Annotated in this window: 20 protein-coding genes and 2 pseudogenes; 14 read left to right on the top strand and 8 right to left on the bottom strand. The window is 70.1% G+C overall.

Annotated elements, in window-relative coordinates:
• Nucleotides 1–97 precede the first annotated feature (97 nt).
• The 3 genes from IE294_RS37715 (at nt 98) to IE294_RS48180 (ending at nt 2747) form a co-directional block, all read left to right on the top strand.
• Nucleotides 98–577 (top strand): HIT family protein, encoded by a 480-nt coding sequence (locus IE294_RS37715; RefSeq protein ID WP_189893740.1) that lies wholly within the window; start codon nt 98–100, stop codon nt 575–577.
• Nucleotides 578–918: 341 nt separating this feature from the next.
• Entirely contained in the window at nt 919–1305 is a 387-nt protein-coding gene (locus IE294_RS37710; protein ID WP_189893738.1) for an EthD domain-containing protein, read from the top strand.
• A gap of 701 nt (nt 1306–2006) precedes the next feature.
• Entirely contained in the window at nt 2007–2747 is a 741-nt protein-coding gene (locus IE294_RS48180; RefSeq protein ID WP_306433505.1) for a PQQ-binding-like beta-propeller repeat protein, read from the top strand.
• A 195-nt stretch (nt 2748–2942) separates the two neighbouring features.
• Here IE294_RS48180 and IE294_RS37700 read toward each other — a convergent pair whose 3' ends face one another.
• Together IE294_RS37700 and IE294_RS48175 are read right to left on the bottom strand one after the other, a co-directional pair.
• Nucleotides 2943–3908 carry a trypsin-like serine protease gene (locus IE294_RS37700; RefSeq protein ID WP_189893736.1) on the bottom strand — a complete coding sequence of 322 codons (966 nt, stop codon included), beginning with the start codon at nt 3906–3908 and terminating at the stop codon, nt 2943–2945.
• A 376-nt stretch (nt 3909–4284) separates the two neighbouring features.
• Nucleotides 4285–4577, bottom strand: a pseudogene (locus tag IE294_RS48175) (Rossmann-fold NAD(P)-binding domain-containing protein); the annotation flags it as partial.
• A 2-nt stretch (nt 4578–4579) separates the two neighbouring features.
• On the opposite strand from IE294_RS48175, the pseudogene IE294_RS48170 reads away from it, so the two are divergent.
• Nucleotides 4580–4681: pseudogene (locus tag IE294_RS48170) on the top strand (transcriptional regulator); the annotation flags it as partial.
• Between the two features lie 588 nt (nt 4682–5269).
• Here the strand turns inward: IE294_RS48170 and IE294_RS37695 are convergent.
• Nucleotides 5270–6535, bottom strand: coding sequence for an ROK family transcriptional regulator (locus tag IE294_RS37695; protein ID WP_189893734.1), 1266 nt, complete (start codon nt 6533–6535; stop codon nt 5270–5272).
• Between the two features lie 190 nt (nt 6536–6725).
• Here IE294_RS37695 and IE294_RS37690 point away from each other — a divergent pair, with 190 nt between their 5' ends.
• From IE294_RS37690 to IE294_RS37665, 6 genes are all read left to right on the top strand, one after another.
• Entirely contained in the window at nt 6726–7853 is a 1128-nt protein-coding gene (locus IE294_RS37690; protein ID WP_189893732.1) for an MFS transporter, read from the top strand.
• 127 nt (nt 7854–7980) lie between these two features.
• The gene (locus IE294_RS37685) at nt 7981–9144 is read left to right on the top strand and encodes a sedoheptulose 7-phosphate cyclase (protein WP_189893730.1); all 1164 of its coding nucleotides are present in this window, start codon (nt 7981–7983) and stop codon (nt 9142–9144) included.
• The gene (locus IE294_RS37680; RefSeq protein WP_189893728.1) at nt 9141–9935 is read left to right on the top strand and encodes an SDR family NAD(P)-dependent oxidoreductase; all 795 of its coding nucleotides are present in this window, start codon (nt 9141–9143) and stop codon (nt 9933–9935) included. Before IE294_RS37685 ends, IE294_RS37680 begins: the two co-directional genes overlap by 4 nt.
• 23 nt (nt 9936–9958) lie before the next feature.
• Complete coding sequence (locus IE294_RS37675) at nt 9959–11497, top strand: GMC family oxidoreductase (RefSeq protein ID WP_189893726.1); 1539 nt, start codon at nt 9959–9961, stop codon at nt 11495–11497.
• A gap of 16 nt (nt 11498–11513) precedes the next feature.
• On the top strand, nt 11514–12119 hold the full coding sequence (locus IE294_RS37670) for an HAD family hydrolase (protein ID WP_189893724.1): 606 nt from the start codon (nt 11514–11516) through the stop codon (nt 12117–12119).
• A gap of 14 nt (nt 12120–12133) precedes the next feature.
• A complete protein-coding gene (locus tag IE294_RS37665) occupies nt 12134–13363 on the top strand; it encodes a DegT/DnrJ/EryC1/StrS family aminotransferase (RefSeq protein WP_189893722.1) in 1230 nt (409 codons plus the stop codon).
• Between the two features lie 101 nt (nt 13364–13464).
• Here IE294_RS37665 and IE294_RS37660 read toward each other — a convergent pair whose 3' ends face one another.
• The 3 genes from IE294_RS37660 to IE294_RS37650 all read right to left on the bottom strand — a co-directional run bounded on the left by IE294_RS37660 (nt 13465) and on the right by IE294_RS37650 (nt 16889).
• Complete coding sequence (locus tag IE294_RS37660) at nt 13465–14235, bottom strand: SDR family NAD(P)-dependent oxidoreductase (protein ID WP_189893720.1); 771 nt, start codon at nt 14233–14235, stop codon at nt 13465–13467.
• Nucleotides 14235–15875, bottom strand: coding sequence for a flavin-containing monooxygenase (locus IE294_RS37655; RefSeq protein WP_189893718.1), 1641 nt, complete (start codon nt 15873–15875; stop codon nt 14235–14237). Before IE294_RS37655 ends, IE294_RS37660 begins: the two co-directional genes overlap by 1 nt.
• Before the next feature lie 114 nt (nt 15876–15989).
• Nucleotides 15990–16889, bottom strand: a complete 900-nt coding sequence (locus IE294_RS37650; protein ID WP_189893716.1) for an alpha/beta hydrolase — start codon at nt 16887–16889, stop codon at nt 15990–15992.
• A 305-nt stretch (nt 16890–17194) separates the two neighbouring features.
• Here IE294_RS37650 and IE294_RS37645 point away from each other — a divergent pair, with 305 nt between their 5' ends.
• Nucleotides 17195–17917: an SDR family NAD(P)-dependent oxidoreductase gene (locus IE294_RS37645; RefSeq protein WP_189893714.1), complete on the top strand. Its 723-nt coding sequence runs from the start codon at nt 17195–17197 to the stop codon at nt 17915–17917.
• Nucleotides 17918–18578: 661 nt separating this feature from the next.
• Here the strand turns inward: IE294_RS37645 and IE294_RS37640 are convergent.
• Both IE294_RS37640 and IE294_RS37635 read right to left on the bottom strand, forming a co-directional pair.
• The gene (locus IE294_RS37640) at nt 18579–20255 is read right to left on the bottom strand and encodes a sigma-54-dependent Fis family transcriptional regulator (RefSeq protein WP_189893712.1); all 1677 of its coding nucleotides are present in this window, start codon (nt 20253–20255) and stop codon (nt 18579–18581) included.
• Between the two features lie 168 nt (nt 20256–20423).
• Nucleotides 20424–21098, bottom strand: a complete 675-nt coding sequence (locus tag IE294_RS37635) for a GntR family transcriptional regulator (RefSeq protein ID WP_189893710.1) — start codon at nt 21096–21098, stop codon at nt 20424–20426.
• Nucleotides 21099–21325: 227 nt separating this feature from the next.
• Here IE294_RS37635 and IE294_RS37630 point away from each other — a divergent pair, with 227 nt between their 5' ends.
• Genes IE294_RS37630 through IE294_RS37620 form a run of 3 tightly spaced genes read left to right on the top strand, consistent with a single transcriptional unit; the run spans nt 21326 to nt 25025 of the window.
• Nucleotides 21326–22816 (top strand): NAD-dependent succinate-semialdehyde dehydrogenase, encoded by a 1491-nt coding sequence (locus IE294_RS37630; RefSeq protein WP_189893708.1) that lies wholly within the window; start codon nt 21326–21328, stop codon nt 22814–22816.
• Nucleotides 22813–24051, top strand: coding sequence for an iron-containing alcohol dehydrogenase (locus IE294_RS37625; protein ID WP_189893706.1), 1239 nt, complete (start codon nt 22813–22815; stop codon nt 24049–24051). Before IE294_RS37630 ends, IE294_RS37625 begins: the two co-directional genes overlap by 4 nt.
• Complete coding sequence (locus IE294_RS37620; protein ID WP_229917730.1) at nt 24048–25025, top strand: 3-hydroxyacyl-CoA dehydrogenase; 978 nt, start codon at nt 24048–24050, stop codon at nt 25023–25025. The genes IE294_RS37625 and IE294_RS37620 overlap by 4 nt, the downstream gene beginning before the upstream one ends.
• Nucleotides 25026–25217 lie beyond the last annotated feature (192 nt).

Raw genomic sequence — 25217 nt, 5'->3', positions numbered from 1 at the left:
GCCGGCCATGCGGATGTAGCGGTGCAAGGGCGCAAGCCGCCCAGGTCGCCAGTCCCCCTTGTTCCGGGTGGTGATCGCGACCGGGTAGGTTCTGGACATGGTTGACGACTGGCGGACGGATCGGATCGGGAGTGCCCTGCGAGGCGAGAACCCCGCAGTCGTGCGGCGCTTGACCGCGGGGTTCGCAGCGATCGGCGATGTGCAGTTCCTCCCGGGCTACTCGGTGCTCCTGGCGGACGATCCCAAGGTGGAAAGACTGTCGGACCTGCCCAGGGACAAGCGGCTGGCCTTCCTGTCCGACATGGACCGACTCGGAGAAGCAGTCGAGCGGGCATCCCGTCGCATGGATGCGGCCTTCCGGCGGGTCAATCTGGAGATCCTCGGCAACACCGACGGGTTCCTGCATGCGCACGTGTGGCCCCGGTTCGAGTGGGAGCCGACCGACCTGGCGCGCATGCCGGTATGGCTCTACCCCCGCGACAGGTGGACCGACGAGCAGTACTCACTCGGTCCGCAGCACGATCCGCTGCGCGAAGCCATCGGGGACGAGCTGGACCGTCTGCGCTCGACGACCTGACAGCAGGCGCATCCTGAGGCGGTCGTCTTGAGCACGCCCGGAAGGTGGGCGCGCAGGTGCTCGACCCCGACCGGATACGGCGCGGCGCCGCACGTGTTCTCCGAGCCGTGACACCGAGGTGACGGCGGATATGTGGCTCGTCAATGGATCTCCGAGATGGATGGGAGGGAGGGTCGGTCCGGGGTTGCGGCGGTGCCGGCGACCGCCGGACAGGTCCGCAGGTGTCGGTAAGATCAGCGCCCTACGAGTCACAGGAGCACCACCAGCCCGGGCGCCCAGGACAGCCAGACGACCACCACGGCCCCGCTGCGCCCACCCCGACCCCATACCGGAGATTCCTGATGGCACAACTCGTCAAAGGCGTCGCCTGCATCCGCCGCCGGGCCGATCTGCCCGCGGAGGAGTTCACACGTTACTGGCTGAAGAACCACTCGCGGATCGTGCAGGCAGTCGCCGGCACCCTCGCCATCCGCCGCTACGTCCAGAGTCACTTGCTCCCCGGCCCCCTCACCGAGCAGTTCACCGCCTCCCGCAATGCCATCGAACCCTTCGACGGACTCGCCGAAGTCTGGATCGACGCCGACGAGTTCGGCGACGGGACGACGATGACCGAGGAACGCCTCAAGGCCAACCTCGCCCTCCTGGAGGACGAGGGCAACTTCATCGACCTCGAACGCTCCGCGTTCTTCTTCACCGTCGAGTACGAATTCGTCAGCCCGGAAGCCTGACCGGAGACCGCCCCGCTCAAGGCGAGATCTCGCACGTAAACGGTCACCGGCTCGACGTCACTACCCAAGCCGTTCACGACGAGGTGCGGGGGTGCTGCCCCTTGGCCGGGACGACCGCCCCGGCCAAGCTTGGCGACGCGTTTTTCGGCCTCGTGCTGCGCGCTGTCGGTGGCGCGCCGGGTGGTCAGCTCGGCCAGGTCCCTGCGGACCTGGGCAGCCTTGTCGCGGATGCTGGCGGTGGGGTGGGGCTCTGCCCACGCGAGCTGCTGCTCCCATGAGCCGTCGACGGTCGTGACGCTGTCGGCCGGGACGGCTACCGCAAGGGGGGTAGCCGGGGGCCGTGTCGCACGTCTCGTCCGCGTCGAACCTGCGCTCCGGGGCACGAGGGCGGTGACCTCGTCCTCGGGCAGGCCGGTCGCCTCGGTGAGAAGTTCCTCGGCAGTGGGAGGGAGGGCGAACGAGGTGAACCCGCCCACACCGCGGATCTCGGCCAGGGTCTGGGCGACGTCATGGGCCGGCTGATGCCGGTCGAGCAGGTCGCGCAGCCGGATGAGCCACGCCGCCGGATCAGGGCGTCCCCGGCCAGGATGCCGCACGCTGCGCGGCTGGGATCTCACGACGGAGAGCTGCGTCCGGGAACACGTTGACCCGGCCCGTGCCTTCTTCCAGTTCCTCCAGTTTCCCCGGACGGGCGCACCCTCGTGCATGTGGGCGGGGAGCAGGTGCATGCCTTCGACGCCGCGACCGACCCCGCACTGTGGTCCCTCACGCTCGAAAACCCGATGGCGGAACCAGTGATCGCCGTCGGCGCGCGGCGGGGCGTCGTGGCCGACGGAACGGACATGCTTGTGTTCGACCCGGCCACCGGCCGGGTTGCTACGAGACTGAGGGGTCCTGCCAGGATCTACTCCCTTCGGCTCGAACAAGGACTACAACGCGACCAACACCGCGGGCTACCGGAACATCGTCTCGGTCACCCGCGGCACCGACGACCGGCAGGCCGTCATCGACCTCAAGGGAGTCGACACGTGGTGGTCGAGCCTGTGCACGACGTTCCTGCATCCCAAGGCCGCCACGGTCGCCAACTTCAACGACGCCTATGTGAAGAAGGCGCATCCCGAATGGGACGCGGGTCCCTACACCGTCGGCACGGGCAGGTCGACTACGCGTCCACAGGCAGCGCCGAGGGCTTGAAGCAGATCAGCGGCGTCAACGGAACCGAGACCGTCGCGGCGGCGGCCCCTTCGAGTACTCGCTCTACGTCAACTCGAAGTCCGCGGTGCTCAAGGACGTCGACGTGCGCAAGGCACTGCTGGAGAGCATCGACAGGACACAGATCGCCAAGATCCAGTTCCAGGGCCTGGACTACTCCGAGCCCCTTCCCGGCTCGGCGCTGCTCTACAGTTTCCAGAAGGGCTACTCGGACAACGTCTCGTCGGTGATCAAGACGCGCCCGACGACGCCGAGAAGACGCTCGACGCGGCCGGCTGGAAGGCCGACGGCAACGGCGTCCGGGAGAAGAACGGCACCAAGCTCAGGGTGGGCTACATCCTGCTCGGCGACGACCCGCTGGAGAAGGCGACGGCCAACGTCGGCTGGCCGAAGTGACTCTTCATCACCCGTTGCGGCGGTTTCGCTCAGCGCGCGGTGCGGGTCTTGCGGCGGCGTACGGCGAGGGCGGTGCCGCCACCGGTGGCGATCAGCGCGGCAGCCACGCCGACGATTGCCGGGGTGTTGTCGTTCGTGCCGGTCTCGGCGAGGTCGGAGCCCTTGGCCGCGGTCGGCGCGGCGCTGTTGGTCTTCATGGTCTTGCCGATCCAGCCCGCGTAGACGGGCACGTTGGTGTAGAGGCCGGGGCCCTGCGAGCACGGCACGTTCGGGGCGCCGGGCCCCGAGGTGACGCCGATCAGCTCCCAGCGGCCGTTCCGGCCCTTTTGGATCTGCGGTCCGCCGGAGTCCCCGAAGCACGCCATGGCCTTGGGCACGGTGGTGATCGTGCACAGCCGGGTCCGGTCCGCGTAGCCGGGCGCGCACTCGGACTCGGCGCCCCTGCGGGTGTTCAGCTCCTGCAATCGGGCCGGGAACTTGAACGCGGTGTCGACGGTGGTGCCGAAGCCCAGGAGCCGGGTCGCGGTGCCGGGCGGCCCTGCCTGCTCGGCGATTTCGATGGGCTGCTGGGCGACCGGGCGGTCCAGGCGTATCAGCGCGATGTCGTTCTTGTTGGCGGCCTTGTCGTCGCCGTTCACATAGCCGGGATGGACGAAGGTCCGGTCGATCTTCCGGACGGTGCCGCCGGACTTGCGGTGGTCGCTACCGACGCGCACGATGCCGTCCAGCTTGAGCCCCTCGACCTTCACGCAGTGAGCCGCCGTCAGCACCCATCGCTGGTCGATCAGCGACGCCCCACAGTTCCCGTCGCGCAGTCCCTGGTCCGGGGCCGACGCCGGAATGACCGCCATGAAGGGGTAACTCTCGGTTGAGTCCGACCCGTTGACGATGGCTCCGGCGCTGCCGGCCATGACAGTGACGCAGGACGCGGCGACGAGAGCGCCGACGGCAACGGTGCGGGCGGTACGGCGGCGCGGCGGCTTGAGGCTGAACACAGAGGGTTCCCTTTTTGCTGGGTGGATCCGAACGCGTTCAGCCTCGCTGCCCGAAACCTGCCGCACCATCCGGCCAACGGGTCGCTCGATGGTACGGCCAGCCCCCCTCTGTACCGGGAAAGGAGAGCCTCCTGGACGGTCGGACGGTCCGCCGCGGATGTGGCGGCAGGCCGCGGTGGACGCAGGCGGCCTGTGCGGGGTGTCCGTCACCGTCTACCGAGTATCCGTCCAGCGGGGCCTGGGCGGCGGCCAGGCTGCTGACAGGAGCGGGTGTAGGCAGCTGGGGCTGGGCGCTCTCCCCGAGGATCTGCTCGATCGCGTGGACCACCCACCGCTGCGACACCCGTCCCCGGGGCCACCCATGACTGATGAACCATCACCAGGGCACGGGCGTTCCGTCCCAGGAGAAGAAGCCGCCGGTGGGACCGTCGTCCGGAAGCAAGGCCAGGTGGACGGCGCCCTGCGCGGCCTCGGCCGGGTCACCGCCGTCAGCGGCCCGGGGTTGAGATCGGTGACCCGCAGGCCGGGGGCGAACGAGTTGACCTTGACGCCGTCCTCGGCCGGCGTCTGGGCGTAGAAGACGGGGAGGGCGTTGAGGGCGGCCTTGGACGACCGGTAGGCGGCAGCGCGCCCGCTTCCCGGGGTGAACTGGGGGTTGGGTCGTGTGCTCCCTGCTCGTGCCCGAGGATGACCAGGAAGTTGTCCTGATCACCGCTGACCCCGGAACACCTGCCGAGCGGGCCCTGCGCGGGCCGGCCAGGCAGGCGCCCTGAGACGAAAGACACGCACACCGACGGCCCAGCGGACCGCCGACGGGCAGCCCCACGTGAGCGGCCCCGGCCCGCCCGCCGGTGAGAGCGGGGAGGACCTTGGCGCGCCCCCATGCCGGCCCGTCCCGCCACCTGCGCGCGGCGTTCAGCGCTCCCCCGGGCGTACGACCCGCCGTGCGCGAAGGCCGCACCCTCCACCATCACAGTGACCCAGGTCACATGAGGCCCCGGGAACTCCCCCGTTCTCGCCCCGACTCCTGTACTGCAACGCCGGCCAGGTTGCCGCCGATACAGGGAGAAGAGGGTCCGAGATGCCCGAACGCCGGATACCGCCGGACGCGCGGGCCGCACCGGTGAGTCAGGCCGTGAGCCCGGAGCCGGGCGCGGACGTGCCACCGTCGCCCCGCCCGGCGGGCGAGCCGACCACCAGCGTCGCCCCCCGTGCGGTGCCGGGGCTATGGAGCACCCTGCGGCCCCTGTGGCGAAGACGGGGAGAACGGTGAGGGTGTGGTCGGGGCGGGGCGTCTCGCCGAAGTCGTCGTCGGCCGATGCGGTGAGGCCGGCGGAGCCCCGCCCGGTCCGCCGCGTTGGTCAGCGGTTTCCCGGCCGGCTGGACGAAGCGGGCAGCAGGTCCGATTCGATGGCTTCCAGTGCCATACAGGCGCCTCCGACGGCAGCGGCCTGGTTGTGCAGGGAGGACAGGGCGAGGGGCGGGGGCAGCAGGGTGCGGGAGACGAGTTTCTGCCGCAGGACGTCGAGCACCCAGGTGCCGCCCTGGACGACGCCTCCCCCCAGCACCACGATGTCCGGGTCGAGGACGAGGATCAGCGGTGCCAGTCCTACGGCGAAGCGGGTGATGAAGTCGTCGGCGATCGCCCGCGCCACCGGGTCCCCGGCCTGGGCGGCGGCGAAGACGGTGGTCGCCCGAACCGATGCGGCGTCTCCGCCGGCGAGTGCGCGCAGCGCCTGGCCGTCGGGGCGTCGTGCGGCCGCTCTGCCGAGCGCCGCGATGGCCGCCGCGCCCACCGCCTGCTCGAAGGTGCCCTGGTCGGAGGAGTGGCGGGCGCGGGACGTGTGCGGGGAATCGAGAACCATGTGTCCTATCTCGCCTGCCGCCGACGAGGCGCCCGTATGGAGGCGGCCGGACACCAGGATGCCCGCCCCGACACGGGTTCCCCAGTGGACGTAGGCCACGGTGCCGAGTCCCCGTGCGGCTCCGCGCCGCGATTCGCCGATCACCGCGAGGTTGACGTCGTTCTCGAAGAACACCGGGAAGCCGAACCGTTCGCGCAGCCGGGTGCAGTGGTTGTCGCTGTTCCACCGGACCAGGCGCGACCCCTGGGCCAGGGTACGGTTCCGGTGGTCGACGAGACCGGGGACGCCCACCACCAGCCTCCTGACCATGCCGTGCTCTATTCCGGCCGCCGCCAGCAACGCCTCGATCTCGGACTGGAGTTCCGTCACCAGGTCGTCCATGCCCCGCGCCGAGGCAGGGCGTGCTTCGCGGCCCGTGACGATGTGACCGGCCATGTCCATCACGACGAGGAGCAGGCGACTGGGGCCCACCTCCGCCCCCAGCACGTAGCCCGTCTCGGCACGGAAACGCACCAACCGTGCCGGCCTCCCCAGGCGGGGACCCTCCGTCCCGGCGGTGCGGTCGTCGACGTATTCCACGAGGGCGTCGGCTTCGAGGGAGGCGACGAGTTGGGTGACTGTGGGGCGCGAGATCCCGGTCCGGTCCGATATGTCACTGATGCGCAGCGGGCCGGAGTCCCGCAGGACGCGGAGGACCTCCTTGGCGTTCGCGCGCCGAAGGTCGGCCGGTGTTCGATTTTGGCGATTATTCAACTCCGGCACGACCGGGTCCCCCTTGACACTCCGTTGCCCCGTGCATATATAAAGTAAGGTACTTAATAAAGTCTTCCGCTGCAACGAAGCCGCTCGCCCCTACCACATGCTGCGCGAGGGAGTACGGATGGAGTCCGCGGCCAAGCCGCCACGATTAGACGCTTCTGTGCAGGTGGGGCGGCGATTTCACCGGGACCGCGTGACGTGGGTGCTGTTCGCGGAACTGTCCGCCGTCGGGTACTTCATGTACGGCTTCGGCCCCTCGATCCCCTTGCTCATCGACGAACTCGGGTTCTCCCCGCAAGCGGCGGCCCTCCACGGCGCGGCCCTGGGCATCGGTGCCGTCGCGGCCGGCAGCAGCAGCGCGCTGCTGGCCTCGTGGCGAGGGCGCGACGCCGTACAGCGGGCCGCCCTGTGCACGCTGGCCGTCGGCACGGCCGTTTACTACGCGGGCGGCACGTTCGTGGTCACCCTGTGCGGCGCGCTCATCGCCGGATACGCGGCCAACGTCGTCGTCAACACCACCGCGGCCGCTCTGTCGGACCACCACGACAGCGCCGCACCCGCCGCGATCAGCGAAGCCAACGGCGTCAGCCTCGGCGTGGGACTGCTCGCTCCGCTCGCCCTGGGGACCGCGGCCACGGTCGGCCTCGACAGCCGGGCCGGACTCCTTCCGGTCATCCCGTTCGTCGCCGTGGTCCTGTTGGCATCCCGGCGGACACGGCTGCCCGACACGCGGCGGGCTCCGGACTCCCCCGGCGACCGGTCCCCTGCGGGAGGCGGACTCGGGTATGCCTTCTGGGTCTCCTGGTGCGTGTTCCTCCTGTGCGCCGGGGTGGAACTGGCGATGACGTTCTGGGCTTCCCAGGAGCTGCGCGACCGTGCGGGGATGAGCAGCGGCGCCGCGACCATGGGCGTCACGGCCATGCTCCTGGGCATGGTCTCCGTCCGCCTGGCGGGCAGCCGGCTGACGAACCGCTGGTCGAGCGGGCTCCTGCTGGCAGGGAGCATCGGCGTCAATCTGCTCGGCTTCGCGGTCTTCTGGTGGACGACCACTCCCTGGACAGCGCTGTCCGGACTCGTGCTGTGCGGCTTCGGAATAGCGCTGCAATTCCCGCTCACCGCTTCCCGGGCGATCGCGGCTTCACACGGCCGGCCCGACCGGGCGATGGCCCGCATCGGCGTGGGCGAAGGTCTCGCCGCCGCCGGAAGCCCGTACATCCTGAGTTCCCTCGCCGACTCGGTGGGAATACACCTCGCCTTCCTGATGATCCCCGTGCTCCTCTGCGGCGCGACGCTCGGCCTGCTGCTGGGCTCCAGAACCTGACCAGTCGACCGGCCCGCCGGAAGCAGACCCCTCCGCGCTCCCTGCCCTCCCGTCCCCCAACTCCCGCCATGTGCCGGTCAGTCATGCCCGGCCGCCCGTACCGGAAGCACCGGAAGGAAACCACCCCATGCCCCCCAGTCGCTGGACGGTCAGTACCCGACTCGACGTCCGCTACGACATCCGCGAAACGCCCGGTCTCCTCGACCCCGCCAACCCCACGCTGGCCGACATCCTCACCAGCGACGCACGAGGCGGTCTCAGGCTGGTATTGGTCGACCACGCGGTCGCCCGCTTGTACGGCGCCCGCATCGAGCAATACCTCAAGGAATACAACATCTCCCACCGATTACTTGAGCTCTCCGGTGACGAGAACCGCAAGACGATGGGCCAGGTCCTGGGGATCATCAGCGCCCTCAACGATGTCGGCACCCTGCGCGTGAGCGACGCTCCCGTGGCCATCGGGGGCGGCGTCGTCCTGGACGTCGTCGGCCTCGCGGCGAGCCTGTACCGCCGTGGCATACCGCACACGCGCATTCCCACGACCCTGCTCGCCCAGGTCGATGTCAGCGTCGCTGCCAAAACGGGGGTGAACTACCAGGGCTACCGCAACCGCATCGGCTCGTACAACCCGCCGCCGCTCACCCTGATCGACCCCACCTTCCTGCGTACCGTGTCCGCACGGCACATCAGCAATGGCGCGGGCGAGATCTTCAAGATGGGGCTCATCAAGGACGCCGCCCTCTTCGAACTCCTGGAGCGCTGCGGCCCAGCGCTGGTCGCGGGGAAGTTCCAGTCCACGACGGCCGCCGAGGCGATCGGGCGGGCGATCGCCGGCATGATCGACGAACTGGAGAACAACCTCTGGGAGAAGGAACTCCGGCGCGCGGTGGACCACGGGCACTCCTTCAGCCCTCTGGTCGAGATGCGCCACGTCCACGAACTGCTGCACGGTGAGGCCGTGGCCCTGGACTGCCTGCTGTCCGCGGTCATCGCCCACGGACGCGGATACCTCGGCCACCACACGATCGACAGGATCGCCGCGACAGCCGCAGGACTGGGACTTCGCACCTGGCATCCCGCTTTCGGCGACACCGCTCTCCTGATGCAGGCGCTGACCGACACGATGCGTCACCGCAACGGCAACCAGAACCTGCCCGTCGTGCGGGAGATCGGCCGTGCCACCTTCCTCAACGACGTGAGCACCGAGGAGATCTCCGACGCCGCACAGCACATGCGGCGCCTGGGCGAGCGTCAGGAGCCGAAGCTCGCTCACCACGGGACGAACCGGTGAAGGCCCGTGCCCGTCTCAGGGATCTCGTCGACATACCCGCCCGCCTCGCCGACCGCGTCGTGCTGATCACCGGTGGGAACGCCGGAATCGGTCGCAGCACGGCCCTCGCGGCTGCCGAATGCGGGATGAAGGTGGTCATCGCCGCTCGCCGCGCCGAACAGGGGCAGGCCGTGGTCGACGAGATCAGGGAACGCGGAGGTGAGGCGACCTACGTGTCCACCGACGTCACCAGCGCGGAACAGGTGGAGCGGGCCGTGGACATCGCCGTCCGCGCCTACGGCCGGCTCGACTGCGCGTTCAACAACGCCGGTGCGTCGGCGACCGGCCGGGTGGCGGACCTCACCGAGGACGTCTTCGACGGCGCCATGGCGGTCAACGCCCGCGGTCTGTGGCTGTGCATGAAACACGAGCTGCACACGATGACGGAGGCCGGCACCGGATCCATCGTCAACAACATCTCGGTCCACGGGTACCGCACGGTCTTCCCCGGAGTGGGCGCCTACGCGGCGTCCAAGAACGCGGCAGTGGCGCTGACCAGATCCGCGGCGCTGGAATACGCGGAGTTCGGCGTGCGCGTCAACGGCATCGCCCCGGGCCCCATAGCGACCGACATGTACCTGAACTCGGTCACCGCCGACGAAGGGGCCGCGAACTGGAGTCGACTGGTACCCGCGGGCAGGGTGGGGGAGCCCTCGGAAGTCGGCGCAGTGGTCCTGTTCCTGCTCTCCGATGCCGCCTCCTACGTCAACGGCCAGGTCGTGGGGATCGACGGCGGCTTCCTGGCCTCTTGAACCCATCGTCTGCGAGGGCTGACATGTCCCACCGGCACCGACTTCGGTACGACTACATCATCGTGGGCGCAGGCCTGGCCGGCTGCGTACTCGCCCACCGCCTCTCCGCCGACCCGGGAAGCACCGTCGCCTTGATCGAGGCCGGCCCCGATGCGAGCGCGGATCCGAGGGTGACCCAGCCGTCCAGGTGGCCCCAGCTCATGGGCAGCGAACTCGACTGGGCCTATGTCACGGTCCCCCAGCGTCATCTCAAGGGGCGGCAGATCCGCTGGCCTCGCGGACGCCTCGTCGGGGGATCGAGCTCGATGCACGCCATGGTGTACGTCCGGGGCCACGCGAGCGACTTCGACACCTGGGCGTCCTTCGGCGGAGCGGAATGGGGAAGCCGGGGAATCCTCCCCTGGTTCGCCCGGGTCGAAGGGACCGCCGACGACCGGCCTCTGCTCTGCGTGGAACCCCCGTCCGAGCCGCACCCCCTGGCGGAGGCGTTCGTCGCCGCGGGGGAGGAACTCGGACTCCGCCCCAACCCCGACTTCAACAGCGGCCGGCAGGACGGGATCGGCCTGTACCGGCTGATGCGCCGGGCAGGACGACGGTGCAGTTCCGCCGACGCCTATCTCGCACCGGCCCTCTCCCGGAGCAATCTCACCGTGCTCGCCGGTACACGGGTCAGCCGGCTGCTGGTGCACAGGGCGACCGCGACCGGAGTCCAGGTCTGGCGGGCGGGCCGACCGGTCACCCTCCACGCCGAGCGGGAAGTGATCCTGTGCGCCGGCGCCGTCGCCACTCCGCACCTGCTGCTGCTCTCCGGTATCGGTCCAGCCGACCAGTTGAGGTCCCACGGCGTCCCGGTGGCGGCGGATGTGCCCGGCGTCGGAGCGAATCTGCACGACCACGTGCAGGTCTCGGTGAGCTTCCCCACCAACCGCACCCTCCCGGTCCCGGGGTCCTCGAACCTGGGCGAGGCGGGCGGGTTCGTCAGCAGCAGGACCGGGCTGCCCGCTCCGGACATCCAGCTGTCCTTCGCCCCCATGATCGACCTGAACGACGCCTCGGGTTTCGGTCAGGGTTTCACGATCGGCCCCGCCGTCACCCGCCCGGTGAGCCGGGGCCGGCTGAGCCTGCGGTCCGCCGACCCGTGGCAGCCCCCGGCCATCGACCCCGACTACCTCTCGCGGCAGGAGGACGTCGACACGCTCGTCGAGGGAGTCCGGCTCGCCCATCGTCTGGCCGGCACCCGCAGCCTGCGGCGATTCCGCGACAGTAGCCGGGACCAGGACCCGCCCGCCGACCTCGCCGACTTCTGCCGCTCCCACGCCCAGACACAGTTCCACCCGGTCGGGAGCTGCCGGCTCGGGAAGGACACCGACGCCGTGGTGGACAGTGAACTGCTGGTGCACGGACTGAGCGGACTGCGCGTCGTCGACGCCTCGGTCATCCCCGCGGTGACGACGGGGAACATCTCCGCGCCCGTCTTCGCCATCGCCGAGAAGGCCGCCGCGAAGATCACCGGCCGGGACGCCACGCCGGTCCCCGCCGATGTGCCGCCCGTATCCGCCTGACAAGGAAAGGCACCAGATGCCGAGTATCCATCAGCTGCCCGCCGACGACTTCGACGCTCTCGTCTTCGACTGGGACGGGACACTCGCCGACACACTCACCGCGCACTACACGGCGATGAGCACGGTCCTGGCCCCCCACGGCCTCACCGTGGACGCGGACTGGTACGCGACCGCCACGGGCATGTCGACGGACGAGGCGGTCCTGTGGCTCTCCCGTCACCAGAACGTCGCACTCACGCTGCCCCTGGCGGATCTGGTCGAACAGTGCGAGGCGGCCTACCTGGGGCAGCTCGACAAGGTCCGCGAGATCACCGCGGTGGCCGACATCGCACGCGCCGGACACGGCCGGATGCCGATGGCGGTGGCCTCGGGAGGACGCCGCCAGAGCATCGTGGCGACCATGGAACACCTGGCGCTCGACGGGCTCTTCGACGTCGTGGTGTCCCGTGAGGACGTCCGCCGGGGAAAGCCCGAGCCGGACATCTTCCTGGCCGCTGCCGCGGCCCTCGGCGTACCACCGGCCCGGTGTCTCGTCCTGGAGGACAGCGAAGCCGGGCTCGTCGCCGCCGAGAGGGCCTCGATGACCGTGATCGACATCCGCCGACACCTCCACCACGCCTGAGAGAGGACAGCATCATGCCCGGACCTGGATACGCGTTCCTCGGCACCGAAGAAGCCGCGAACGTCGAAGCGGTGCTCAAGGACTGGCAGTTGACGCGGTACTCGTACGACAAGCCTGAGACCACGTCGTTCGTACTCCGCTTCGAGCAGGCGGTGCAGTCACTGTTCGACGTTCCGCACGCCGTCGCGGTGAACAGCGGCACCTCGGCCCTGATCACCGCTCTCGCGGCGATCGGCGTCGGCCCCGGCGACGAGGTCATCGTGCCCGGATACACCTTCATCGCCTCGATCGGAAGCATCGTCTACAGCGGGGCCACACCCGTCCTGGCCGAGATCGACGAGTCCTTGACCCTGGATCCCCGGGACGTCGAGGCCAAGATCACCCCCAGCACCAAGGCGATCATGGCGGTGCACATGCTGGGAGCGCCCTGTGACCTGGCCGCCCTGCGGGAGATCGCCCAGCGGCACGACCTGGCCATCGTGGAGGACGTCGCGCAGGCGTGCGGCGGCTCGTACCGCGGCCGGCGCCTGGGAACGCACGGCACGGTAGGTGCCTTCTCGCTGAACCCGTTCAAGGTGATCACCAGCGGGGAAGGAGGATTCGTCCTGACCTCGGACGCGCATCTGTACCAGCGGGGATACTCGTTCCAGGACCAGGGGTGGTTCCCCCTGCGTACCGACACCGGAGACGGTGACATCCTGTTCGGTCTGAACCTGCGCATGCCCGAACTCTCGGGCGCCGTCGCCTGCGCGCAACTGGACAAGCTCGACGAGGTACTCGCAGCCACGCGGTCCGTGAAGCACGCTGTCGCCGCGAGGATTCCTGCACGCGACGGAGTGCGGCGACGCACGCTCCACGACCGCGAGGGCGAATGCGGAACCCTGCTCATCCACATCTTCGATCACCCGGCTGACGCCACGTCGGTCGCCGACGCCCTCGGGACGAAGACCATGCTGCATTCGGGACGCCACTACTACGGGAACATGCCGCAACTCGCGGCTCTCACCGACGGTACGGCTTCGCCCGCCCCGTTCCGCGCACCGGGAACGGAATCCAAGCACGACTACCGTCGGGGCAGCCTTCCCCAGACGGACGACATCCTCGCCAGGGCAGTGGCCATCTCCATCGGCGTCTCGGACAGTTACCTCGGCGCGGGCTACGGCGTCACCGTCCAGGCCACCGAGTCCGACATCGAACGCGCCGCCGACCAGTTCACCGCGACGGTGGACGCGGTCCTGGGCTGATCACCCGAACACGTCCCCGACAGGTGAGGGCCTTCCGGGTCGGGCGTGGGCTGACAGCCACGCCCGGCTTCGGGAGGCCCCCGGTCCCGCCAACGGGATGATCAGCGCGCCGTGTAGCCGCCGTCGATCGGCAGGTTCACGCCCGTCACCCAGTCCGCTTCGTCCGAGGCCAGGTACAGGACCCCGTAGGCGACGTCGATCGGGCGGCCCAGGCGGCGCAGCGACTGGTTTCCCGTCATGTGGGCCTCGTAGGCCGGCAGTCCGCCGGGGAAGTCCGCCGCGATGCCCTCGACCAGCGGGGTCAGGACCGTGCTCGGGTGCACCGAGTTCACACGGATGCCGTACTTGCCGTAGCCGGCCGCGTCCTGCCTGGTCTGCATCGTGACCGCGCCCTTGGCCACGTGGTACGCCGTGAACTCGTCGTTCCCGATCATTCCGTAGATGGACGAGTAGTTGACGATGCTGCCCTTGCCCCGCTCGATCATGTGCGGCACGGCATGCTTGGTGCAGAAGAAGACGCCCTTCACGTCGACGGCGAACACGGCGTCCCACTCCGCCTCGGTGAGCTCGTGGGTCGGCTTGTCGACACCGATGACGCCGGCGCAGTTGACGACGATGTCGAGGCCGCCGAATGCCGCTGCCGCCGCGTCGATCACCGACTTCGCCTCGGCCTCCCGCGCGACGTTCAGGCGCCAGAACTCCGCGGTCCCTCCCGCCGCGCGGATCCCCGCCACGACCTCCCGGCCCTTGACCTCGTCCAGGTCCGTGACCGCGACCTCGGCACCCTCGGCCGCGAACAGCTCGGCGGTCGCCCGGCCCATGCCCATCGCGGCCCCGGTGACCAGGGCGACCTTGTTCTCCAGACGTCCCATCAGGATTCCCCGCCCACGGTCCCGGCCGGCTGGTTGGCCAGGAAGGAGCGGTAGCCGTCCGCCTCAGCCGCACGGCAGAACTCCTGGTACACGTGTCCGCCGCCCATGTAGACCTGGAACTCCTCCGGCTTGCCGGGAAGGTTGTCGCCCAGGAACCACGCCTTGGCCTTCTTGCCCTCGGAGTACATGACGGTGGCCTTGCCGGCCCGCTCGGTTTCCCGCATCCACCAGGTCTCCGACTCGGGGGTGGCCTCGAGGAACGGAACGTCGTGCTCACGCGCCCACGCGATGGCCCTCTGGAGCCACTGGGCACCGAGCTGGATGGGGACCGGCAGGTTCGAGTACGGCGTCTGCGGGCCGAGGGACATGAAGAAGTTCGGGAACCCGTTGGCGCTGATGCCGAGGTTCGACTTCAGGCCGTCGGCGAGCCACTTCTCACGCAGTGTCCGGCCGCCGCGACCCACGATGTCGATGTTGGTGAGGGTGCCGGTCATGGCGTCGAAGCCCGTGGCGAAGACCAGCACGTCGAGTTCGTACTCGGTGTCTCCCACCACCACACCGCGCTCGGAGATCCGGCTGATCGGCTGCGCGGCGACGTCGACGAGGTGCACGTTCGGCCTGTTGAACGTCGCGTAGAAGTTATGGCCGGTCGGGACACGCTTGCCGTTGAACGAGTAGGTGGTCGGCGAGAGGAGGTCGGCGACGGCCTGGTCCTCGACGATCTCGTGGATCTTCCCGCGGATGAACTCCGAGGCGAGCTCGCTGGCTTCGTGGTCGGTGGCAAGGTCGTTGAAGCACTCGTTGGCGAAGTGGAATCCGCCCTCGTTCCACTTGCTCTCGAAGATCCGGTCGCGCTCCTCCGCGGAAACCTCCAGGGCGCTGTGCTCGGCCGGCTCCATCGCGACGCCGAAGGGGTGTTTGGCCGCCTTCTCGTAGATCTCGTCGTAGTGGTCGCGCAGGTAGGCCATGTCCTCCTCGGTCAGCGGGTCGTTCGTGGTCTCGACGACGAAGTTCGGCGTGCGCTGGAAGACGTAGAAGTCGCCGGCGACCTTGGCGATCTCCGGCACCATCTGGATGCCCGAGGCACCCAGCCCGATGATGCCGACACGCTTGCCGGTCAGGTCCACGCCGTCGCGGGGCCACGTCGAGGAGTGGTACTTCTCGCCCTCGAACGTGTCGATGCCGTCGATGGCGGGGAAGATCGCCTGCGAGAGGACACCCATGCCGGAGACGAGGTAGGTGGTGGTCAGGACGCTGCCGTCACCGAGGTGGACGGTCCACGTGTTCGCGTCCTCGTCGTAGACGGCCTTGTTCACGCGGGTGGACAGGCGGATGTCCTTGCGCAGGTCGAGCCGGTCGGCCACGAAGTCGAGGTACGCCAGGACCTCCGCACCGGTCGGGTACCGCTCGGTCCAGGTCCACTCCTCGCGGACCTCCTTGGAGAAGGAGAAGGAGTAGTAGCTGTACTCGCTGTCGGTGCGGACGCCAGGGTAACGGTTGATCCACCAGGTGCCGCCGATGCCGTCCTCGCCGTCGACCACGAGGGTCGAAAGACCGATCTCGCGCAGGTGGTGGAGCATCGCCAGGCCGGAGAAGCCGGCGCCGATGACGATGGCGTCGTAGTCGGGCTTGCTGGTCATGTGTGTGTCGGTCCTTTCACCGGGTGATGACGGATGGGGCCCCAAAGGGCGCGCGGCGCGGGGAAGGCGACGGGGCGCCGTCGGACGTCCCGCCGGAGCGCCGGCGGGCCTTGTTCACGAGCGGTACCAGGCGGCCATGGAGGCGATCTCCTCGTCGGCACGCGCCAGTCGCCCGGCCTGGAGGGGGAAGACGTGCTGCATGCCCCTGCCCACGGAGAACGTCACGTCGACGCCGGCCTTCTCGGCCAGGGCGACCAGGCGCTCGGAGTCCTCGAAGAGGGATTCGGTGTCGGCCGCGCAGACGTAGAGCCGCGGGAACCCCTCGTAGGTGGCGTAGAGCGGGTTGACGTACGGGTCCGTCGGGTCAGCGCCCCCGGAGAGGTACCGGGCGATGTTCCCGGCGAGGCCCTCGCGAGTGATCAGGAAGTCGGTGTCGTTGTTGGTCTCGATCGTGGCACCGCTGTTCTCCATGTTCAGCCACGGGGACATCGTCAGCACACGTCCGGGCAGCGGGCGTCCGTCGCGGCGCAGTGTGAGCGTCATCGCGACCGCGAGGTTCCCGCCGGCGCTGTCGCCGACGAAGCACACGTCGTCGGCCTCGACGCCCCGGTCCAGGAGGGCCTGGTAGACGGCGAGGCCGTCCTCGATCTGCGCCGGGAACGGGAACTCGGGTGCCAGCCGGAAGTCGAGGACGAACGCATGCGTTCCGCAGGCCCTGGCCAGGTGCCCGGCGAGCTTGCGGTGGCTGGCGGAGGATCCGAGCGCGAACCCCCCGCCGTGCATGACCACCATCACCTGGGAGGGATCCGCGTCGAGCGGGGTCACGAGGACGCCCGGTACACCACCCATCGTGGTCGTGGCGTAGGTGACCCCTTCGGGCTCCGTGGTCGCTCGCTGCCAGTCCTCGAAGACCCAGCGCATCAGTGGGAGCGACATCTGCGGGTTGGCCTCGAACTCCACGCTCCACGCGGCGTAGATCTCCCCAAGGGGGTCTGAGGGACGGGGAAGGGGCATGCGTGCTCCTCAACGTCATTGTTGATGCCATCGGCTGTTCCTCGGGCCGGAACACCACCGGCCCGGCAAGCCGAGCATCGCCACCCCCGGGCGGCGAAGGTGAACGCTGTCGCAAAATGAGGCACCGCCGTCTCACGGTGACTCGCGTCACGCGGTCCTCCGCGCGACAGCCTTCTCCCGAGGCCCTCGCGGGGCCCGTTCCCCTCACCCGGGCGATCACTCCGACGCCGAAGCACGACGCCTCGCCGCCGGCCGGCGCGATCCTCTCCTCCAGCCCGACCACCGACCAGATCAAGGGAGCATCCATGAACCGACTCCAGGGCAAGGTCGGCATCGTCACCGGCGCCTCACGAGGCATCGGCCGTGCGATCGTCGTCGCCATGGCAGCCGAGGGCGCCACCGTCATCGCGACCAGCCGCGCCGCCGCCGACGACTCCTTCGGCGCCGGGGTCACCTACGCGGCCCTCGACGTGGCCGGCGAAGCCGACTGGCGGCGTGTGGTCGCCGAGGTCGTCGACCGCCACGGGCACGTCGACTTCCTCGTCAACAACGCCGGCGTCATCGCCTACGAAGCCGTCCACGACCTCACCACCGAGGAGTGGAACCGGGTCGTCGCGGTCAACCAGACGGGCACCTGGCTCGGCATGCGCGAGGTGATCCCACAGATGATCGCCCAGGGCGGCGGCAGCATCGTCAACGTCTCCTCGATCTGGGGCAGCGCCGCTGTCGCCGGTGCGCACGCCTACCACGCGACCAAGGGGGCGGTGCGCAACATGTCGAAGAGCGCCGCCGTCAGCTACGCCAGGGAACGCGTCCGCGTGAACTCGGTCCACCCGGGTTTCGTCCGGACCCCGCTGACAGAGGCACAGGCCCCGGAGGTGAACGAGTACGTCATCTCCCGAACCCCGATGGGCCGCGCCGGACGACCCGAGGAGATCGCCGCCGGAGTCGTCTTCCTCGTCTCCGACGAGGCCAGCTTCGTGACCGGGTCCGAACTCGTCATCGACGGCGGCTACCTCGCCCAGTAACGGGCCCGCCGACGCCCCGGGCACCGGCCCGGCCCGTCCCGGTACCGTCGCGCGGCGAGCCAGGCCGAACAGGCGCGGCCGAGCGACTCGTCGTGACCGGGCTCCGCGGTCCCGGCTTCGACGACATCTCCCTGACCGTCCGCTCCGGCCGGGATCGCCGGCCCGGCCGGGATTCAGGACGACGGCCAGGACGGACTCGTCGGTACCCCGGCCGGGAGGGTCCCGACGCCGGGTCGAACCGCCGTCGGCGGGCAGCGGGTTCAGGGCGGAGGCGTCTTCCTGCCGCTGGGCGTGAGCGACTGCATCGTGGCGCGCACCTTCCGCGAGGTCTCACCACCCCGGCGTCGTCCGCGACGTGCCGACCGGGGCCACCGCGGAAGGAACGGACTGCTGCGCGCCGCCGAAACGGGTCGTTCCAGTCCGGCGAACGGGGGAGCCGGCCGGGTCGCGTCAGGAACAGCGCCCCGATGCCACCCCGATGCCACCGCGATGCTCGCGGTACGCGCGGACCGCCACCGTATCGACGCAGACGGGCGTCGCTCACGGTCGGCTGACGACCGCGCCGGGGTAGGCGCGTGGTCCGGTGGCCCCGCTTGCGGACCACGCTCTGGCGCCGTTCCCTCGTGACGGCTGCGCGCGGCGGGCGCTTCGGCGACGCCCGTCACGAGTCGGTGAGCTTGTATGCCTTCATCTTGCGGTAGATCGTCGCCCGGGACAGGCCCAGCATCTGCGCGGCGCGGGAGCGGTTTCCCTCGGCTTCCCGCAACGCCCGGGAGATCGCGTCGAGTTCGGCACGCTCGATCATGGTCAGCGTACGGGCGCCCTGGATCCGCTCCGGCAGGTCACCGGGGAGGACGTAACCGCGCTTCCCCGCGAGCGCCAGCCCTTCCACGACGTTCCGCAGTTCCTTGAGGTTGCGGGGCCACGCGTACCCGGTGAGCAGGTCCAGGGTCTCCGAACGTGGCTCCAGGCCGACGCCCGGCATGGCCCGGTCCGTGAAGTGACGCCACAACGCGAGCAGGTCGGCGGTACGCTCCCGCAGCGGAGGGACCCACACGTGGGTCGCCCCGAGGCCCACCGCCGTCTCCTCGGCCTCCGCGGCCGAGCGAAGCGTGGCGGTGAGCAGCACCGGGCCCCTGGGAACGCTCCTCTCCAACAGGCCGGCCAGCGCGAGTCTCGCGGCGGGGTCGAGGGCGTCGATCCCCTTGACGATCACGGGTGCTCCGCCTTGCAGCCGTTCCGCGATGCCGCGAAGCCATCGCTTCCCCCCGATGAGGCTCCGCTCCACCGTGTCGATCACGATGTGGGCGCCCGGTCCGGGCTCCCCGGGCCGGAACGGCAGACCCAGCGCGAGTGAGGTCTTCCCGACGCCGGCCTCGCCCGCGATCACCACCGGCCGTGCCGCCTCCCGCCTCCGTGCGACCGCGTGCCGGGCCGCCATCCAGTCCGGCGAGCGTCCGATCAGCTGCGTCCGGACCGGGCCCGACGCGGTGGTGGCCGGGGTCCTGCCCCCGTGGAGGGAGACGATCGCTCCCGCGCCCGCCTCGACCGGTGCCACCCGGACCTCGGTGAGGCCGCCGGAGAGTTCGATGACGAACCGGCCTCCGGATCGCCGCCGCGCCAGCTCTCCGAGGGCCGTGACGTCCGCGCTGGACAGCCGGGCAGCGCCCTGGTTCTGCATGATCAGTCCCTGCGGACCGAACCCGACCATCGCGCCGTCCTTCGCCTTCGAGGCGTCCAGGAACGCCTGGAAGACCGCTCGGGCCTTGGGTGAGGCCGCGTCGAGGAGGTGCTGCCGCAACTGGTCGGCGACCGTCTTGACCATGGGCCGCAGCAGCGACCGGCCCTCGATGAGCCCGCTCGACAACGTCACCACGGCGACGATCTTCCGGGTCAGCGGGTGCCTGATCGGCGTTCCGGTGCACAGGGCGTCGCTGTACATGTCCGCGTAGTGCTCCGAACCCGTGATCTGCACGCTCTGCCCGGTCGCCAGGACCGTGCCGACGCCGTTGGTGCCCACGAGCGACTCGTCCAGGACGGCTCCGCGGTCGGTTCCCACCGTCTCGAAGTGACGCGACGCGTCACGGTCCGCGGCCCAGCGCCCGAGGACACGACCGTGGGCGTCCGCCAGCAGGAGACCGACACCCGTTCCCGACAAGTCCGCGGAGAAGCGTGACATCGGCGCCTGGAACAGATCCAGGAGATGCTGATCGAGATCGTCTTCCGGCACGTACGGGACCTCGCGGACATTGGACGGCGCACCGAGCGCCTCCCGGGAACGCTCCCAGGACCTCAGCAGCTCGGGCGCGACGCCTGTGCCGTCGGTGCTCCCCGTCAACCATTCGTCTTTGAACGCGTGGACTGGCGCAGTCGACATGCCCTTCCCTTTCTCGTGCAGAGCCGCAGCATAAGGCGATATGGCCGGTATGCCACCCCTCCGCGTCATCTCGTCATACGAGCAGACAGCTGAAGGGGCGGTTCCCGACCGTGCGAGCGGCTCGTCACCTCAGGACAGACGGCGGCGGTACTCGTCGACGGCCAGCGCCGCCGCACCGCTGACATGGTGCTCGCAGGCGGCTCGCGCCGCGGCGGCGTCGCAGGCGACGGCCGCGGCTTCGACGATGCGCCGGAACTCCCCGAAGGAGATCCGCGCCCGCTCGTCGTCCACGAAGGCGTAGCGGCGGAAGATCTGGACCCGCGCGTGGATGCGGGCGACCTCCTCGGCGAGGACCGGATTGCCGGCGCCTTCGAGCAGGAGTCCGTAGAACCGCTCGTTGGCCTCCTCGCGCGTCTTGACGGTGCCCCTGAGATAGGTCGTCTCCATCTCGGTCAGGAGCTCCCGCAGCCCGGTCCTCACCTGCTCCGAGGCGTGCACGGCGAAGAGTTCGCCCACCAGGCCCTCAAGGGCGCGCCGCACCTCGTAGATCTTCTCGATGTCCTGGGGCGTCAGCACGGTCACGACAGGCCCGTGGTGGGCGACCACCGTCACCAGCCGCTCGGTCTCCAGTTGACGCAGCGCTTCCCTGACCACGGTGCGCGAGACTCCGTAGGCCTCGCACAGGCTGCTTTCACGCAGGGCGTCGCCGGGCTGGAAGGCCCCGCTGAGGATGTCTTCACGGAGCAGACGTGTGATCTGCTGCCGCAGCGGTGCCGCATGCCGGATCAGCCTCGTAGTGCTCATGAGGATCTCTCAACCTCCGCCGGTAGCCCGCCGGCCCCGGCGGCTCCCGGGTCCGTGAGGCCACTGTCTCAAATCGATGCACCGGGCCGGATCCGGCGCTGCGCACCGTAGCGTAATACGAGATGACGGTCATACGTCACCGCGCGTTCGCGCGGTGCGGCACCCGCGGCGGCTCCGCCGAGCCGGCCGGCCGCATCCGTTCCCGCCCACAGAGGAGGACGCCTTCCATGCCGACACCGATCGCGCCCGTCACAGCGCAGGTCCGCGGACGACGGATCCCCGTCGATCTGTACATCGACGGCGCGTGGACACACGCCGCCGAGACGTTCCCGGTCCTCAACCCGGCGACCTCCGGGACGATCGCCGAGGTCGCCGACGGCACCGTCGCACAGGCACTCGCCGGGCTGGACGCGGCCGTCGCCGCTCAGGACGCCTGGCGTCACGTGCTGCCGCGCGAGCGCGCCGACCTCTTCCACCGCGCGCACCGACTGCTCCTGGAGCGCGCCGACGACATCGTCGAGACCATGACGCTGGAGAGCGGCAAGCCGTTGAGCGAGGCCCGGGGCGAGTTCCAGCTCTCGGCCGACTTCTTCCTCTGGTACGCCGAGCAGGTCGCCCACCTCCACGGCACCTACGCGCACGGCTCCCGGGGCGCGTACCGCGTCGTCACCACCCACCAGCCGGTCGGCCCCTGTCTTTTGATCACTCCCTGGAACTTCCCGCTGCTGATGATCGCCCGCAAGGCCGGCGCGGCGCTCGCCGCCGGATGCACGGTCGTGGTGAAGTCCGCGAAGGAGACTCCGCTGACCTGCGCCTTGTTCGTACAGGCACTGCACGACGCCGGCTTCCCCGCGGGCGTGGTCAACCTCGTCCACACGACGGCCTCGTCCCAGGTGTCGGCGGCGCTCATGGCGGACCGCCGCCTGCGCAAGGTGAGCTTCACCGGCTCGACCGGTGTGGGCAGCACCCTGCTGAGCCAGGCGGCCGCGCACATCACCAACGCCTCGATGGAACTCGGCGGCGACGGTCCGTTCATCGTGCTCGACGACGCCGACCTCGACCTGGCGGCCGAGCAGGCGATCGTGTGCAAGTTCCGCAATGCCGGTCAGGCCTGCGTGGCGGCCAACCGGATCATCGTCGACAGCCGCGTGGCACAGGAGTTCACGGCCAAGTTCGTCGCGTTGACCGAGAAGCTGAAGGTCGGCGACGGGTTCGACCCGGCCGCGGAGGTCGGCCCGATCATCTCGGCCCGGCAGCGCGAGACCGTCAAGGAACTCGTCAACGGCTTCCTGGACATCGGGGCGACCCTGCTGACCGGGGGCAAGGAGGTGCCGGGCGACGGATTCTTCTTCGAGCCGACCGTCTTCTCGGTGACACAGGCCGACGACGACCTCTGCCACCGGGAGTTGTTCGCCCCCATCGCGACCATCTACACCGTCGATTCGGTCGCCGAGGCGGTGCGGGTCGCCAACGACACCTCCTACGGCCTCGCCGCGTACGTGTTCACCCGCAACCTGGACCGCGCCGTCGCCGTGAGCGAGCGCCTCGACTTCGGCATGGTCGGCGTCAACCGCGGGATCATGGCCGACCCCGCGGCGGCGTTCGGCGGTATCAAGGCCTCCGGGCTCGGCCGCGAAGGCGGACACGAGGCGATCTACGAGTTCCTGGAGCCCAAGTACCTGGCCATCACCGTGAACGAGGCGGAGGCGGGCCTGTGACGTCCCGCATCGCCTCCCTCGGCGTCCTGCGCCAGCCCAGGACCGTTCTCTTCGGTCCCGGTGAGCGGCGCCACCTGCCCCGGCTCCTTGCCGAGACCGGACGGCACGTCCTCGTCGTCACGGACGCCCGCATGGCACAGGCGACCGAGTTCAAGGACATGATGACGGCCATCGAGGCACAGGGGATCACGGTCTCGGTGTTCTCCGGGGCCGAACCGGACCTGCCACGCGAGAACGTGGTCACCGTCGTCGACCGGTACGGCGACACCGGCGTGGACGCCCTGCTGGCGGTCGGGGGCGGCTCGTGCCTCGACCTGGCGAAGGTGTCCGCCGTCGTCCTCGCACACGGCGGCGACGTCCGGGACTACTACGGCGAGTTCCTCGTCCCGGGCCCCGGGCTGCCGGTCATCACCGTGCCCACCACCGCCGGTACCGGCGCCGAGGTCACCTGCGTCTCGGTCGTCTTCGACCGGGAGAAGGGCATGAAGGTCGGCGTCGCCAGCCCCCACCTGGAGGCGTACGCCGCCGTCATCGACCCCGAGCTCACCCTGTCCTGCCCGCCGGCGCTCACCGCGGCCACGGCCGCCGACGCGCTGACCCACCTGGTCGAGACGTTCACCGACCGCGTCAAGGAGGTGACGCCGGACTTCCTGGCCCGTCACCTCTACGTCGGCAAGAACCCGCTGACCGACATCTTCTGCCGCAGCGGCCTGACCCTGCTGAACTCCTCCCTGGAGGACGTGGTCGCCGACCCCTCCGACATCGCGGCACGCTCCGCGACCATGCTGGCCGCGTACAACGCGGGCATGGCCATCAACACCGCCGGTACCGCCGCGGCGCACGCCATCCAGTCCCCGATCGGGGCGCTGACCCACACCCCGCACGGGTTCGGTGTCGGGGCGCTCCTGCCGTACGTGATGCGCTTCAACCTGCCGTCCCGGATCGCGGAGTTCGCGGAGATCGGGACGCTGCTGGGTGTCGCGGACCCGGAGTCGGCCCCCTTGGACCAGGCGAAGGCCGGCATCCTGCGCGTCGAGGCGCTGCTGGAGACCGTCGGCTGCCCGACCGACCTGAAGACGCTAGGGCTGGACCCGAAGGACTTCTCCTACGTGGCCGGCCAGGCCATGCTCGCGACCCGCCTGACGGCGAACAACCCGCGCGAGCTCACCCACGAGGCCGTCGTCGAGATCCTGCGGCGGGGTCACGACGACGACCGTAGTTGGTGGTCGGTGTGACGGGCCCAGCCGTGCCCCCGGCACCCGGCCCGAGGGAGCCGCTCGCCGTCGCGGGCGCCGGCTCCATCGGAGTCGCCTTCGCCCTCGTCCTCGCACGAGCCGGACACCCGGTCCAGGTGTGGGATCCGTTCCCGGACGCTCTGGCGCGCGCCCACGACGAACTCTCCGACCGCCTCGACCTGTTGGCCGTGCACGGCCTCGTCGAGAACCCGGTCGCCGTGCGGGAGCGGGTCGCGTTCACCCACGACCTGGCGGAGGCGGTCGCGGGGGCGGCGCTGGTGCAGGAATGCGCACCGGAGCGGTTGGACGTCAAGCAGGAGGTGATCCGGCGCGCGGCCCACAGCGCGCCCGACCGGGCGGTGTTCGCCAGTTCCAGCTCGGCGATACGTCCCAGCCTCCTCGCGGCCGGCCTGCCCGACGGGCTGCGGGAGCGCGTCCTGGTCGGCCACCCCGGCAATCCGCCGTACCTCCTGCCGGTGATCGAGGTCGTCCCCTCCCCCGGCACCGCCGCCTGGGCCGTGGAGCGCGCCCGCACCCTCTACACCGGCGTGGGGCTGCGGCCGGTGACGGTCCGTCACGAGCCGGAGGGGTTCGTGTTCAACCGTCTTCAGGGTGCCGTACTGCGTGAGGCCTACTGCCTGGTCCGGGACGGGGTGGCGACGGTCGACGAGATCGACGAGGTCGTCCGCAGCGGTCTCGGACGCCGGTGGAGCCTCATCGGCCCGTTCGAGACGGTCGACCTCAACACCCGCGGCGGTCTCGCGTCACACGCGGAGACGATGGGACCCGCCTATGCGCGCATGGGCGCCGAGCGTGGTCAGCACGACCCGTGGACGCCGGACCTCGTGTCGAGCGCGGTGCGCCAGCGTCGCGGCCTCCTGCCGCACGACCGGTGGCAGGAGCGGGTTCGCTGGCGGGACGAGCAGCTCATGCGGCTGACACCCCTGTGGGAGGACATACGTGACACGTCCTGAGTCCCGCTCGGGTCCCGGACACCGCGCCCGTGGGCGGGGGCGACGCGCCTCGGGCCGCCCCCGCTGAACGCCCGGTCGAGTGGAGTACGCGCGCACGACACAGGTGACGGGAAGGACACCGGCGCGGGACGCGGCCGGGTCGCCGGGGCGTCCTTCGACGCCTGGCCCCGACGAGGCGCACGGCACGCGCCC

Origin of the sequence: Streptomyces canarius (assembly GCF_014650735.1) — a bacterium.
Taxonomy (GTDB): Bacteria; Actinomycetota; Actinomycetes; order Streptomycetales; family Streptomycetaceae; genus Streptomyces; species Streptomyces olivaceoviridis.
The sequence above is the reverse complement of the archived record's forward strand: the minus strand, read 5'-3'. Positions and strand labels throughout refer to the sequence as shown.

Excerpts from the sequence above, each read along its gene's own strand:
- IE294_RS37715 (WP_189893740.1), top strand. The coding sequence starts at position 98 with ATGGTTGACGACTGGCGGACGGATCGGATCGGGAGTGCCCTGCGAGGC.
- IE294_RS37710 (WP_189893738.1), top strand. The coding sequence starts at position 919 with ATGGCACAACTCGTCAAAGGCGTCGCCTGCATCCGCCGCCGGGCCGAT.
- IE294_RS37685 (WP_189893730.1), top strand. The coding sequence starts at position 7,981 with ATGCCCCCCAGTCGCTGGACGGTCAGTACCCGACTCGACGTCCGCTAC.
- IE294_RS37675 (WP_189893726.1), top strand. The coding sequence starts at position 9,959 with ATGTCCCACCGGCACCGACTTCGGTACGACTACATCATCGTGGGCGCA.
- IE294_RS37670 (WP_189893724.1), top strand. The coding sequence starts at position 11,514 with ATGCCGAGTATCCATCAGCTGCCCGCCGACGACTTCGACGCTCTCGTC.
- IE294_RS37665 (WP_189893722.1), top strand. The coding sequence starts at position 12,134 with ATGCCCGGACCTGGATACGCGTTCCTCGGCACCGAAGAAGCCGCGAAC.
- IE294_RS37660 (WP_189893720.1), bottom strand. The coding sequence starts at position 14,235 with ATGGGACGTCTGGAGAACAAGGTCGCCCTGGTCACCGGGGCCGCGATG.
- IE294_RS37655 (WP_189893718.1), bottom strand. The coding sequence starts at position 15,875 with ATGACCAGCAAGCCCGACTACGACGCCATCGTCATCGGCGCCGGCTTC.
- IE294_RS37650 (WP_189893716.1), bottom strand. The coding sequence starts at position 16,889 with ATGCCCCTTCCCCGTCCCTCAGACCCCCTTGGGGAGATCTACGCCGCG.
- IE294_RS37645 (WP_189893714.1), top strand. The coding sequence starts at position 17,195 with ATGAACCGACTCCAGGGCAAGGTCGGCATCGTCACCGGCGCCTCACGA.
- IE294_RS37635 (WP_189893710.1), bottom strand. The coding sequence starts at position 21,098 with ATGAGCACTACGAGGCTGATCCGGCATGCGGCACCGCTGCGGCAGCAG.
- IE294_RS37630 (WP_189893708.1), top strand. The coding sequence starts at position 21,326 with ATGCCGACACCGATCGCGCCCGTCACAGCGCAGGTCCGCGGACGACGG.